The organism is Gordonibacter sp. (assembly GCF_036667095.1).
Classification (GTDB): domain Bacteria; phylum Actinomycetota; class Coriobacteriia; order Coriobacteriales; family Eggerthellaceae; genus Gordonibacter.
Genome location: NZ_JAVWUP010000069.1, coordinates 1 through 13,634, shown reverse-complemented (window position 1 = coordinate 13,634; position 13,634 = coordinate 1). Strand labels below are relative to the sequence as shown.

The window sequence follows — 13,634 nt, the reverse complement described above, 5'->3', positions numbered from 1 at the left end:
CATCTCTATAGGCTGCTCGTTTACGTCGAGCCCCGTGGAAACGACCAGCATACCGCCATAATACCGTGTCACCGTTCCCTATATCCTCAGCGATGCCGCACGATCAAGCACCTGATGCGCAACGTAGAAGAATCTGTGCGCATCGTAGGTATACGAAACCGAGACGCACTGCCCCACAGATCGAAAGCACACCAGCAAAAAGCAGGTGCCGAACCCCCTGTGTGCCTAGCTGGCGAAGAATAGGTCCAAGTCGTCCTCGACCGTCCCCATGCCCGCAATGCCGAAGTTCTCCACCAGCACCTTCGCCACGTTTGGCGAAAGGAAGGCAGGCAGGGTAGGACCGAGGTGAATGTTCTTCACCCCTAAGGCCAGCAACGCCAAGAGCACGATAACGGCCTTCTGCTCGTACCAGGCAATGTTGTAGACGATAGGTAGGTCGTTCACGTCGTCCAGGCCGAACGCGTCCTTCAAAGCCAACGCGATAACTGCCAGCGAGTAGCTGTCGTTGCACTGGCCCGCATCCAACACGCGTGGGATTCCACCTATATCGCCCAACTCAAGTTTGTTATAGCGGTACTTCGCGCACCCGGCCGTGAGAATAACCGCATCCTGCGGCAAGGCTTCGGCAAAGTCGGTGTAGTAGGATCGGCCCGTCGCACGCCCGTCGCACCCCGCCATGACAACGAACTTCTTGATGGCACCAGCGTTCACGGCTTCGATAACCTTATCGGCCAACGCCAGCACCTGGGTGTGCGCAAAGCCGCCGACAATCTTGCCGTCCTCAAGCTCGGTAGGTGCATCGCAATGCTTCGCATGCTCAATAAGCTCCGAGAAGTCCTTTTGCTCGCCAAGGCCGCCAGGAATGTGCCTGCAGCCGGGAAAGCCCACGGCGCCGGTGGTGTAGACACGGTCGCGGTAGCTGTCCTTCGGCGGGACCAGGCAGTTCGTGGTCAAAAAGACAGGGCCGTTGAACTGCTCGAACTCTTCTTTCTGCTGCCACCAAGCATTTCCATAGTTGCCGGCAAAGTGATCGTACTTCTTGAAAGCAGGGTAGTAGTGCGCGGGCAGCATCTCGCCGTGGGTGTACACGTCCACACCGCTCCCCGCCGTCTGCTCGAGCAACATCTCCAGGTCATGCAGATCGTGTCCGGACACCAAGATGCCGGGGTTGGTGCGTACGCCCGTAGGCACCGTGGTGATCTCGGGAGTTCCATAGGACTCGGTGTTCGCCTTGTCCAGCAGAGCCATCGTGTCCACGCCGCGCTTTCCCGCCTCCAGCACCAAGGCAATCAGATCATCCACGGTCAGGGCGTCGTCCAGCGTCTTTGCTAAAGCCTCCTGCAGGAAGGCATCGATCTCTTCTTGGTCGTATCCCAAGATGCGAGCGTGCTCGGCGTAGGCGGCCATGCCCTTCAACCCGTAGATAAGCAGCCAGCGCAAGCTACGGATATCGTCATCGCTTGTAGCCATCACGCCCACCGAGGGTGCTTTCGCCAGCATGGCGGCTTTGTCCGCCGGCTCCCAGGTCGCAGCATCGGACAAGCCCTCATGGTTACTCAGTTGCGCTCGAAGCGCGGCGGTCTCGCGTACCGTGTCGGCAAGATGCGACGCAATCGCCCTGTCGTCGAAATTCGCGTTTGTGACGGTGACGAACAGGTTCGAAGCCACGCGCTGGTTCACGGCAGCATCGACCGGCTTCCCTTCGGCCCGTAGTCGCGAGGCTACCTGCGCCAGGCCACGTGTCACATACACCAGCACATCTTGCAGGTTGGAGGTGTCGGGCTTCTTGCCGCACATTCCCGAATTAACGCACCCCCTGTTCCCGACCGCTTCTTGGCACTGGTAACAGAACATCGTGCTCTCCATAGCAGCTTCCTCTCTGAGCGTTTTGCGTTCAACGTTCCAGGCTGCCGCGTGCTTTTTCTGGCGCACGCCGCACAGAAGAAGAAAGCAGTCTGCAACGTTTGTGCTCCCACTATAGGAAGATATTTGGCACTCGTATGTTGTATTTACAACATACGAAGAGAGAGCTGGCGAGCGGCTTCCGATTCAAGACGCGAGAGAAGCTTGACTAGAAGGATCTCCCGTCCAGCTGGGCTGAGATCAGATCGTTTTGCGCCGGGCGCAGGCATTCCTGCTCGAATACCGTACCTTCGACTGGCCGGCCGAATACGTATCCCTGAATAGTCTGGCAGCCCCATTCCTTGAGCTGGAAAACCTCACGGGCCGTCTCCACGCCTTCGGCCAGTATTTTGAAGCCCAACTGCTCCAGCAGGGCAATTACGCTCATCAGCGTAGCACGGCCACGCTTGTCTGCAATCGACTCTCCGAAGAACGACCGATCAAGTTTGATGGTGTCAAAAGGAATGTCCTTGAGCGCCGGGAACGACGAATAGCCGGTACCGAAATCGTCCATGACGATCTTGAATCCGCGTGCACGCAGTTTCTCGGCCGTGCTGATAAGCTGCCGTTCGTTCTCGGCAACGATACCCTCCGCCAATTCCAGCTTGATAAGCTCGTGAGGAACCCTGTGCTTGTCCACAACGTGCTCGATCTGCTCGATCAGATCGGCGCTGAACAGGTTCCTGCGCGACAGGTTGACGGATAGGGGAACGCACCGCAAGCCATCGTCGAGCCATTGACGCAACCTCACGCAAGCGTGTTCGAGTATATAGTGATCTATCTGGCTGATCGATCCGTTTCGCTCGAAGACGGGAATAAACTCGTCAGGTGTGACCAAGCCCAGAATCGGAGAATTCCATCGCGCAAGCGCTTCGGCGCCACACAATACGGGAACATCGCCCGAAATATCGTATTGAGGTTGGAAAAAGGCAAGGAACTCCTTTTCCGACAGAGCAGTCGACATGATGCTTTCGATCTGCCGCGCACGCGTAGCGGCCGCTACGTCACACTCGTCATAACGGACAATACGCGAGCCCGCATGACTCTGTGCACGTTTCAGGGGCACCGCCATATCTTGCAGTATAAGGTTGATGTCGCGCTCAAAATCGGCTCTTTCCAACCGGTACACGCAGCACTGAGAAACAATACGGTATTGCGAATCGTCGGCCCGGGTTGCCGCCTCAATGCGGTTCATCAGCTCCACCAGCCTCGCGTCGGCACGTCTGGCATCAGATGTTTCAACGAGCATAGCAAACCGATCGCCCGTCAAATGTGCCACCAACTCGTGTCGACGAAGGTCGGACTTCAAGAGGTGCGCTATGTTCCGCAGGCAGGCAGATCCCGCATCGAAGCCATAGATGGTATTGAACAGCGAGAATCCGACCAGATTAAACAACACAAGAGAGCACCCGCCCTCGTAGTACTCAGGCCTTACTGCGCTCTTTCGCATGAATGCGAGCTCGTTGTCGATACCGGTCAGTCGGTCGGTAAGCGCAGCTCGTGCAAGCGCACCTTCACTGCGGTGCCTCACTCTTAGAATCAGATACATCAGCAGCGACACAACCCCCACCACGAACAGCGCCATAACCATGGAAGCGACGAGCACCGTATGGTTTTGAGCCTCCAGGTAATCGGAAGGAACGACGACGTCGATGAACCAGTCGTTGATGCCGATAGGTCGATAGATGGTGAACAGCGTCGTTCCGTTCGGCCGGATAACCGTGGCGGAACCACTCTCGCCTTTCGCGAGACTCTCCTTCGCCTCGTCCGGCAAGCCCGCCTTATCATATCCCGCCGAAAACACATCCACGCCGTCAACTTCCGCAGCGGCAGATCGCAGGAGGACGTTTCCGCTCGAATCGATGATAGAGACAGAACCTCGTCCGGCAAACAGACTGACATCGATGATGTTAGCAAACGATTCGGCCGAGGTAACGCCGACCAACACGCCGATAGGGTCGCCGCCTTCGTGCTTGATATCGTAAACGGGCACGGAGAACGCGAGGCTCTGGACTCCCGTCAGCTCGTCTTCGTACGGAGCGCTGACGTAGTCGGCTCCCCCCTTTGACTTCCGGACAAAATCCTGGTCGATATAGTCACGTGAAGTTAGGTTTCCCAAACTCTGGTCGTAGGCAACGCCGTGACCTTCAAGATCGACTACGCCTACCCGTGAAAACGACCCGGAATCGACCACTTCTCGAAGCCGTTCGAGAAGTGCGGCTTCATTCCCGATGTTTTCCTGCGTAATGAACGCCGAAGCTCCATGCAAAATGTTGAATTCGCCCTCGAAAATGGCGCGGGCATTGGCGCTTTCGACGTCGGCGACCTCTTCCATGAACAGGTTGAGCGAGGATTCGGTCTCACGCGAGATGATGTTGACGTACACGACCAGAACGATAACGATGACAAAGAGGCCCGCCCCGCATACGAGCGCGGTCTTGATATTGCTCTTGCGAGAAGGCCTCGGTTCAATGTCCTCGCGCGCGGGCACGTGCCACGTCCTCCGTCGTCATAGCCGATCAACCGCGCAGCAAGCGCGTCATCGGGAAGTATACCAGACAGAACCCACACGAAACCCGATGCGTTTACGTCATGCCACTTGCTCGCACGTTTAAATGCACAAAAAAGCGACTGGGGATCTCTTGCCCCAGCCGCTTTGAAAAGCGCGCCGAATTCAGCCTATCGCGCGCCGCCGCCTCCGCCGAAACCGCCGCCTCCGCCTCCGGAGAATCCCCCGCCGAAACCGCCCCCACTCGAGAAGTCCCCCTTGGCACCCGACATCGCCGCCTGTGCTGTGGACACGGTGTTCGCGACGGCCGTATGGAACATATCGCCTGCCGAAGGCATGAGCGAACCGTGCTGGCCGTGCATCGGCGCGTACCAGAACCACCATGGCATGTAGCCGTAGCCGCCCACCACGCCCGCATCCGCCTCGAACAGCTCGGGCACTCGCGTCTGCAGCTCTTTCATAACTTGATCCGCAATACCAAACAGGTAGGCGTACACCATGAACTCGCCCCATACTTTCACGTCAGTGGGCGGACGCTCATCCAGCGCCGAGAAGTCGCGCAACCAGTTGCGCAACGCCTTGCATTTCGCCACCAGGTCGTTCCCTTCCATGCTGCGGCGCGGCATATAGTTACCGATAACGCCCAGCGCTATAGCCGTGGGAAGCATGAAGATCAGCGGGATGAAGTTTCCCATGAAGAAGCCGATGACAAGGCCCGCTATGCCGACGACGACAGCCATCGCGATTAGGTATCCCTGGTAACGTTTGCTCTTTGCTTCAAAGAAGTCTTCGCGATTAGCTTGGGCGGAGACGAGCCCTTGCCAGTTGCTCAGTTCGTCAACGAAGCGCTCTGGATGGTCTTTACCGAACTTCTCGATGGAACCGAACCACAAAGAGTCCTGACCTGCCGCCACGGTTCCGAACAGCAAGCTCAGTGCAGAGCGGTCGATGGGGTCGGTCACGTTGTCTGCCACCGCAGGAATACGGGTGAGACGGTAGTCGTCTACCGCCTCGGTACGACCGAAAGACTTCGACTGGTCGTAGCTGCCGCTGTCGATGCGGATAGCGCCGATGTGCGACAGATGCATGAGCGTAGCCGTGAAGTCGTCCTGATTTTCACGATCCCAGCGCCACAACCGGCCGATCACAGCCGGGTGAATACGAGGGTCGGGCACGTCGCGCCAATACTCGTCCGTGAAGCCGGGATGGTGCTCTTTGCCGTACTTGAAGTATGCGCGCAGAGCCCAGGCAATCAACAGAACGCAGATAACGCCGCATCCGATAACGAACGCGAGCGAGAGCATACGGTCGCGATTAGCCTGATCGGCCCACGTCTTCTCTTCGCTGAGCACCTGATCGAGACGCATCTCGTTGCCGCGAAGCTTGACCGCATCAGCCGACAGGTTCGTCAGCCAGGCCACCGGGAACGCCACGCGCGCCTCGGCGAACTGGCCCGCATTCACGTGTGGCACCTGATAGGTAATCGTACCGTCCGCGTTCACCGTAACGGTACCATCAAGGGGGCCATGCCCCCATGCACGCACGTTGTCTCCCGGCGTAACCTGCGTGCCTTGCGGCACCGGCAGCGACAACGTCATGGTGACGTTGTCGGAAGCTTCCGCCCATTGGCTCCCAATATACTTCCAGTACACCTCGCCGATGTCCTGGTAAGCCTGCACGCCGTTTACTACGGTATAGTCCAGCTCGATCATCACCTTCTCGTCCGATGCGTTGAAAAAGGCGTACACCGTTTTTTTGGGAGCATCGAACGAGAAGGCATCGGTACCGGGCCCACCCGAATCGCGCCAGTCCAACATGAAGGGGACGCTTAGCATCGTCTGCCACTCACCCGTTGCCGCGCCATTTGCATCCACCCGCGCCATACGCATAGAATTGATCTTGAGCTCGGCATTCGAGGGCAAGCCGTCGAAGGTCCACCATACGGCCGTGAAATCGCCGTTGAAATTGAAGGTGCGCTGTTCGACGGCATGCAGCGAACCGTTAGTCTCGGCTTGCGCCGCAATATCCACCTTGGGCATGTCGTAGGATTTTGCGAATGCCTGGCTGGGAGCGCCGAAGGCGAGGGAAAGAGCCACAGCAAGCATGCCGACAAGAAACAAAGCCCCTGCGGCGGCGCGATACCCCGAAAAACGGTCTCTGCGTGTGCCCATATACGAATCACTCGTGTTTTGCACGTTTATGCTCCTTGCAAGTTCGGAAAGGTCACGGTATCATAGCGAACCGCACCTATTATAGCGCGGAGAAGTGACCGAGAGGCCGAAGGTGCTCGCCTGCTAAGTGAGTATGCCCCACAAGGGCATCTAGGGTTCGAATCCCTACTTCTCCGCCATCGATTTGGTGAACCCCCTATTCTTCCACCCCCAACACCCCATACAATTCCTCTTTGCTGTGTACGCCAAGCTTCCGATAGATGCGGCTGATGTGCGCTTTTACCGTTCCCTGTGCAACAAACAGATTTGCCTCGATTTCTGCGAGGGACTCCTTGCGCGCCATAAGTTGCAGCACTTCTTCTTCCCGAGGACTCAAGTGATGCTCTTTTGATAAGTCTGACACACGCATGGCCAATAAACCAGGAGAAAACACATCGTCGCCTTCGGCCTTGTCCGAGGCATGCAGGTTGATGCCCCATTTCGCCGATAAGCGCTTTTCGGTGGCGAATATCATCACGAACGCTACCACTACGGCGGCCGTGATACCAAAATGCAACGTATCGTTTTGAGCCGTTGTCAAATACGTTCCGCCCACCGCAAACAGAACCCAGCCCGCCATCTCCATGAGATAGCGAATGCCGCGCTCTATGCCGTTGAGCCATGCAGCGCTAATACCGAATCGATAGGTTATATTGCTAAGGATAATCATGATGAACATAGAAAGCATCGTATAGCCCGCATCATAGCACCCCGCAGCAACCTGGGGACCTATGGAAAGTGAGGGTGCAATAAGCAGCAATCCAACAGTCATCAGGGGAAACGCCAGTTGATAGATAGTGTCGAAGTTGAACCACTTGGATGCAGACAGCACGCCGAAGAACACAAACGCCGTCACCAGTAGCGTGCCCACGATATTCCCGGCAATAATTGGCTGATCGGGCAACACGCCGAACCCCGTCGCGAAGGTGCATACTGCCATCAGCAGGATAGGCTTCCACGGCACGGCCCCCCGATCGACTTTCGCCATCTTACGTGGCAAATCGACATCGGGAATATGCCGCATGGATCGACGCATCCAGGCTAGGGACATAAGCGGCAACACAACAGACAGAGTGGCAAGGTACACTGCCTCCAGCCCCGTGAACAGCCAGATAATCAGCTCCCCGAAAAATATGCCCGCCGCATGGTATACCGCAACGCGCAAAGGATTAAGCGTCCCGTAAAATTCGGTCCACATGAGGATGAGAAACCCCAGCCCTACACCCGCAGCTATAAGCCCCGCCCATTTCAGCACCTCAGATTCAACCACAAAGCAAACAAAGACACACAGCGCAGACCCACCTGTCATAAACACAGCAGTCGCCCGGATTATGCGGCGGTTCGACCAAAGCGGCGCTATGCGACAGGCGCAAAGTGCAACAGCAAGTGAGGACACGCCGATAGCCCCCTCAAACAATGCGTAATCGGCAAATCCCATTCCCGGAAACGCATCAAACCGAAAAAATATGGCTAGCCACGCGCGATACAATCCGACGCCCAAAAACGCAACAGGCATGGCCCCAATGCGCGAGAATATGCCTTTCCAGCGTGCGAGAAACCCTTCAACCACGCAACCCACTCCCCCTAATCCTACCTAGTGCGCCACCTCCCCTTGGGCAGCGCCGCCGTCATAGGCCCCTACTATCTTCGCGATAATAATAGCCCCAAACAGTAGGGCAAACCAAGGGTTTTCAAGGCTGGGTTACAAGTTTAACCTCGGCAAACGGTTGAACCCTGAGACGGTGGTGCTATGTTTGACTCGTTCCCCTTCGGCAGAGAAGCCACCCTATGCGGCTTTCTTTCACAACGCCGGACAGCGGGCAAGGGAGACCCTCGGGACCATCTGAAAAAGGAGGAAAGTTATGGGAATTTCACGTAGGCAGTTTCTTACTGGATCGGCCATCGCCACGGCGGCAGGTGCCCTGTCGCTTACAGGATGCGCACCTTCGGGCAAAGCATCGTCATCTCAGGCACCCAGCGATGCCAGCATCGCAACCATGGGCTCGGGCATGGGCAAGCACGGCAACATTCAGATAGAAGTAGTTACCAATGGAGGCAAAATAGAGCGCATCGACGTGGTTAAGTCACGCGAAACCTCCGGCCTAGGCGACACCTGCATGGACAAGCTGTCCAAACTTATCGTAGACAACCAGACGCTCAACGTAGATACCGTCACGGGAGCTACGCTCTCTAGCATGGCTTTCCTCGGGGCCGTGTCTGAAGCACTTGATTCTGCCGGCGAGAAGTCGTCTGAATGGAAGAAGCGCGACAAGGCCCTGCAGCCTGCGCCGGAAAATCTTGAAACAACCTACGATGTCATCGTTATCGGCACGGGAGGGGCTGGGTTCACCGCCGCCATTAGTGCTGCAAACAAGGGTAAGAAAGTCCTGCTTATGGAGAAGCTGGGGGTATTCGGTGGCTCGACGGCACTCTCCGGCGGCGAGATGGCTGTTCCGAACAACTGGATTCAGAGCAATCTCAGCATTGCAGACAGCCCGGCAACACTTGCCGAGGATATGCTGAAGGGCGGCGACTATCGCGGCGATCCGGAGTTGGTGAACGTCATTGCCAATGGGGTATTCGATGCGGCCCAGTGGCTCACGTTCGAGGGCGGGGTATCGTGGGAGCACGACCTGCTGTTCTTCGGCGGCCATTCCGTCAAGCGCTCAATCATCCCCACGGGGCACATTGGCAACGCCATGACCACCAAGCTTACCACGCGTGCAAAAACCGTCGACAACATCACGCTTATCGACAACACGAAGGCAACCGAATTAGTTAAAGGCGCGGACGGCCGTATTGGCGGCGTTAAGGCCACCAATACCGTAACGGGCGACGAGTTGTCGTTCACCTGCAAGGCGGTCGTGATGGCCTGCGGAGGCTTCGGCGCGAACGTCGAAATGCGTGCCAAGGCGAACCCCGACTTCGGCGAGCAGTTCAACTCAACCGACTCGGTGGGTGCCCAGGGCGACGGTCTCGACATGGCCTCGAAGATCGGTGCCGAGCTTATCGACATGGACCTTATCCAAACGTATCCCATCTGCGACGTTGACAACGGTGCACTGATTTATCTGGACGATATGCGCCTCGACGAGCGCACCATCATGTTCAACAAAGAAGGCAAGCGCTTTGTGGAAGAACTCGGTCGTCGCGATGTACTGTCGAAGGCTATCCTCGCGCAGACCGGTGAAATGGCCTACGAGATATGGGACCAGAAAGCAGCCGATGACACGAAGGTTGTGGACATCCATATAGACGAGTTCGAGAACCTTTCGTCGCGTAAGCTTTGCGTAAAAGCCGATACCCTCGAAGAGGTTTGCGAGCCGTTCGGCATTGATGCCGCCGAGCTTAAGAAAACCGTCGACACCTGGAACAGCTACGTGGACGCAGGTAAAGATACCGAATTCAACTACCGTGGCAAAATGTCCAAGATTAGCACGCCGCCATACTACGTAGTCGCATACAAGCCTGCCGTGCACTATACGATGGGCGGCCTGCACATCAACCCCAAGGCCGAGGTGCTCGACGCTTCCGGCACCCCCATTCCTGGATTATTTGCCGCAGGCGAGGTGGCCGGGCATAAGATGGGAACAAACCGCCTCGGCTCCACCTCCATGGCGGACATATACACGTTCGGCCGTGTCGCCGGCAACAACGCTGCCGATTTCGTCGCCTGACCATTCCTCCCCGATTAGCGCACTTCCCCCTTCACGAAGAGAGCCGGCCCCAAGGTCGGCTCTCTTCGCAGCACCTTCGTTACCGCTTCCAAGGCGGCGTGAACGGCCGTCTTGGGCGATTGTCTACCGGTGTCGCTTTTTCCGGCTTTTTCTTATACTGGGGATGGTTCCGCACAAACACGGCGCGGCAAATGCGTGTTACCAGCAGCGCAACAAGCGCTGCACCGAGAAACGTTGCCGTCAACTCGAGCACCGCCATATTGCGCTCGATGAGGGCATAGGCGCTTGCGAGCCCGAAGAATCCCGAGATGATACCGGTCAGCCACGTGAACAACCTGATGAGTATCTCCTTGGCCCGATTCGGCGAGTAACGCCACGCCGCAACCAGATATACAATGCCAGCAATAACGGCAAGCACGATGAGCAGCGGAACGATGCGGGAAAGTCTCGCTATCATCGTCCTTCCCCCTCCCTTAGCCGGCCTGTTCGGTTCGTGAGGTTTGTCCTATCAAATCGGCGCCATCCGCAAGCAGCACACGCTGAGAGACTCCGGAGCAGCCGATGAAAGCGCCCGGCTTCGGACGCTTCACCACAGCGCTCATCGAACTCAGCAGTATCTGCCTTATGCACCGTTTGTTACCATCATGTGCTAGAACTGAACCTGCGGTGCAGTCTCGGCACCCGCCACGGCATCGAAGCTCTCACGCTGCGTAAAGCCCATCATGCCCGCGAACAGCACCGCCGGGAACGTCTGGATAGCCGTGTTGAACTTCATTACCATGTCGTTGTAGCTTTGGCGCATGTAGCTAATCTTGTCCTCGGTGTTCGCCAGCTCGGTTTGCAGCTGCTGGAAGTTCGTGCTGGCCTTCAGGTCAGGATAGGCTTCCGAAACGGCGAACAGACTTTTGAGGGTGCCGGTGAGAATGTTGTCGGCGGCCATCTTATCCTGGGGTGTCGAAGCGTTCATCACGGCTGTACGTGCCTGGGTGACCGCTTCCAGCGTGCCGCTTTCATGGGCGGCGTAACCTTTCACAGTTTCCACGAGGTTCGGGATAAGATCGATGCGGCGTTGCAGCTGCACGTCGATCTGAGCCCACGCGTTGTCCACCATGTTGCGCAGTTTAACAAGATTGTTGTACAGGGCGATGGCCGCAACAACCAGCACAACCACGACGACCAGTACGATAATAAGAGCGATATTCATGATTCTCCTTTGCTCGGTTTGATCTATTCTACCATCGTGTAGCGCGATACAGGGAACGCCACAGGTAACAAGTTTGCACGTAAATCCCGATCATTGCAACAGCGTCCTACCCACGGGACATAACGGCGGCCTTGACCGAGCCGAACGCCGTCGTACGCGCCCACCAACCACGTTGACGCGCAGATGCCGACAGGCGGCAAGCAGCATCGAAGTCAACGCATACCGCAAAGGTGGTCGAGCCACTGCCGCAGAGCAGTACGTCTTCCACCCCTGGCTGAGCGCAGGTCCATACGCGCACGTCAGCCAGAAGGGGAAGGAGGCGTTCGGCCGCAGGGGCTAAGTTGTTGAACAGCGGCACCTCCTGCGCCTGCGCAGCTTGGCGAGCCGTTTGTTCGAGTGCCGCATCGACAAGCTGCGGACATTCGTCGAATGCACGGTAGGCAGCAGCGGTAGACACGCCTTCATCGGGTTTGATCAGCACAAGCTGCTTTTTCATCGGAGCAAGTGCCTGCTCGAAAAGCTCGCCTGCTCCCCCAAAGCAAGCGCACCCTCCATGCAGGAAAAACGCCACATCGCTACCGAGGCTGCGAGCCACTTCCTCAAGCGCCGGATGATCGTCGGGGACGTCCCACAGGCGCGCTGCGCCCACCAATGCAGCCGCAGCATCCGACGAACCGCCGCCCAGCCCCGCTTGGGCTGGGATATGCTTTTCGAGATGCACTTCGATCGTCTCGCGCTGGGTGCGCCCGAGCCGTTCGGCCAACCGCATGATAGCGCGATAAACCAGGTTGTCCTGTGGAGGCACGTCCAAGGGGGCCAATCCCTCGCGAGCCGAGGTACGCACCTGCACGGTCAGCCCTTGCTCTTCGCCTAAACCTTCCTTCACCTGCATATAGAGCACGTCATGCAGGTTCACCGCGTGCATGATGTTCACGGCATCGTGGTACCCGTCGGCACGTCGTGGGCCAATACCCAAGAACAGGTTCACCTTGGCTGGTGCGACCACTTTCACGGTGCCGGAAGCGGGTCGGCCCAGTTGGTCCTTTATCTGAGCCGAACGTGCTTCAGCAAAAAGATCGACTGTGTTTTCTGACTTGGTTGCCGCCATGGGTCTCCCTTGCTTCTTTCTACTTCTTCTTCCGCCTGCTCGCGAAAAAGTCGCGCAGCAATCCGGAGCACTCGTCGCCCAACACACCAGGCACTGCCTCGAACGAATGGTTGAGGCGCTCGTCCTCGTTGATTCGATAGAGCGTGCCCAGGGCGCCGGCTTTCGGATCGGGCGCGCCGTACACGCAACGGTCGATACGGGCCTGGTGCATCAAACCCGCGCACATGATGCACGGCTCCAGCGTCACGTACACGGTACAGCCCGTCAACCGCCAGGCCTCAAGCTCCACTGCCGCCTGCTTCATGGCCAGAAATTCCGCATGCCCCGCAGGATCGCGCGTCGTCTCGCGCAGGTTGCACGCCTGCGCGATAACGCAGGGATCAGCCATCGGGCGCCGCGTGGCTGGATCGATGGGCTCATACACGACCACAGCCCCGATGGGAACCTCGCCCAGATCAGCCGCTCGTCGCGCCTCTTCCAGCGCCAAGCGCATGTAGTCTTCATCGTTCATGGGGATCATTATAGGCGAAGGCGGTACGCCGCTCGCAGGCAACATGAGATATGCAGGCAGAGGCTTCGCCGGCGGGTCTGCGGGTCTGTAGGTCTGCGGGTCTACTGAAAGACCCGCGCGAGCCTTCGCGCGTACCCGCAGGACAACGATAAGCGTCGAGGTCGCGTTTCTGTCCCGGCGTTTGAGCGCCTCGCACAGCACGACAGCGGCAAACACCCGGATGACTTAAGCCGCACCGCAGCATATCTTTTCATTGGGGCAAAACCGGGAATATGCTATCCTGATTCTACGCTTCGCCGGAATGTTTCGAGGGCAGGACCTTCTCGCCTTTGCTCAACGAGCAAGACGAGTCTACCCCTGCGAAACTCCCGCAAGAAGCGCATCCAAGACGCGGAGGAATGGCCGAGTGGTTGAAGGCGGCAGTCTTGAAAACTGTTGTGCCGAAAGGTACCGTGGGTTCAAATCCTACTTCCTCCGCCAGACTTCACCTGATCAGAACTTGACACTCCCCAC

Annotated in this window: 9 protein-coding genes and 2 tRNA genes; 3 read left to right on the top strand and 8 right to left on the bottom strand. The window is 57.5% G+C overall.

Annotated features, from left to right (window positions below; all coding sequences use genetic code 11):
• Positions 1-225 precede the first annotated feature (225 nt).
• The 3 genes from hcp to RR842_RS07820 form a co-directional block, all read right to left on the bottom strand.
• Positions 226-1,866, bottom strand: coding sequence for a hydroxylamine reductase (gene hcp, locus RR842_RS07830; RefSeq protein WP_332565623.1), 1,641 nt, complete (start codon positions 1,864-1,866; stop codon positions 226-228).
• A 205-nt stretch (positions 1,867-2,071) separates the two neighbouring features.
• A complete protein-coding gene (locus RR842_RS07825; RefSeq protein WP_332518511.1) occupies positions 2,072-4,393 on the bottom strand; it encodes a GGDEF domain-containing protein in 2,322 nt (773 codons plus the stop codon).
• Positions 4,394-4,581: 188 nt separating this feature from the next.
• Positions 4,582-6,606, bottom strand: coding sequence for a DUF2207 domain-containing protein (locus tag RR842_RS07820; RefSeq protein ID WP_332729404.1), 2,025 nt, complete (start codon positions 6,604-6,606; stop codon positions 4,582-4,584).
• Positions 6,607-6,670: 64 nt separating this feature from the next.
• On the opposite strand from RR842_RS07820, the gene RR842_RS07815 reads away from it, so the two are divergent.
• Positions 6,671-6,761: transfer RNA gene (locus RR842_RS07815), tRNA-Ser, on the top strand.
• Between the two features lie 17 nt (positions 6,762-6,778).
• On the opposite strand, the gene RR842_RS07810 is transcribed toward RR842_RS07815, so the two are convergent.
• Entirely contained in the window at positions 6,779-8,059 is a 1,281-nt protein-coding gene (locus tag RR842_RS07810) for a helix-turn-helix transcriptional regulator (protein ID WP_332729403.1), read from the bottom strand.
• A 424-nt stretch (positions 8,060-8,483) separates the two neighbouring features.
• Here RR842_RS07810 and RR842_RS07805 point away from each other — a divergent pair, with 424 nt between their 5' ends.
• The gene (locus RR842_RS07805) at positions 8,484-10,298 is read left to right on the top strand and encodes a flavocytochrome c (protein WP_332729402.1); all 1,815 of its coding nucleotides are present in this window, start codon (positions 8,484-8,486) and stop codon (positions 10,296-10,298) included.
• A gap of 79 nt (positions 10,299-10,377) precedes the next feature.
• Here the strand turns inward: RR842_RS07805 and RR842_RS07800 are convergent, their stop codons facing one another.
• The 4 genes from RR842_RS07800 to RR842_RS07785 all read right to left on the bottom strand — a co-directional run bounded on the left by RR842_RS07800 (position 10,378) and on the right by RR842_RS07785 (position 13,121).
• Complete coding sequence (locus RR842_RS07800) at positions 10,378-10,755, bottom strand: guanylate cyclase (protein WP_332514942.1); 378 nt, start codon at positions 10,753-10,755, stop codon at positions 10,378-10,380.
• A 192-nt stretch (positions 10,756-10,947) separates the two neighbouring features.
• Positions 10,948-11,502, bottom strand: coding sequence for a LemA family protein (locus RR842_RS07795; protein WP_332514940.1), 555 nt, complete (start codon positions 11,500-11,502; stop codon positions 10,948-10,950).
• Between the two features lie 106 nt (positions 11,503-11,608).
• Positions 11,609-12,610 (bottom strand): 4-(cytidine 5'-diphospho)-2-C-methyl-D-erythritol kinase, encoded by a 1,002-nt coding sequence (gene ispE, locus RR842_RS07790; protein WP_332514938.1) that lies wholly within the window; start codon positions 12,608-12,610, stop codon positions 11,609-11,611.
• 19 nt (positions 12,611-12,629) lie between these two features.
• Positions 12,630-13,121 carry a nucleoside deaminase gene (locus tag RR842_RS07785; RefSeq protein WP_332521672.1) on the bottom strand — a complete coding sequence of 164 codons (492 nt, stop codon included), beginning with the start codon at positions 13,119-13,121 and terminating at the stop codon, positions 12,630-12,632.
• Positions 13,122-13,513: 392 nt separating this feature from the next.
• Here RR842_RS07785 and RR842_RS07780 point away from each other — a divergent pair.
• A tRNA-Ser gene (locus RR842_RS07780) sits at positions 13,514-13,601 on the top strand.
• Positions 13,602-13,634 lie beyond the last annotated feature (33 nt).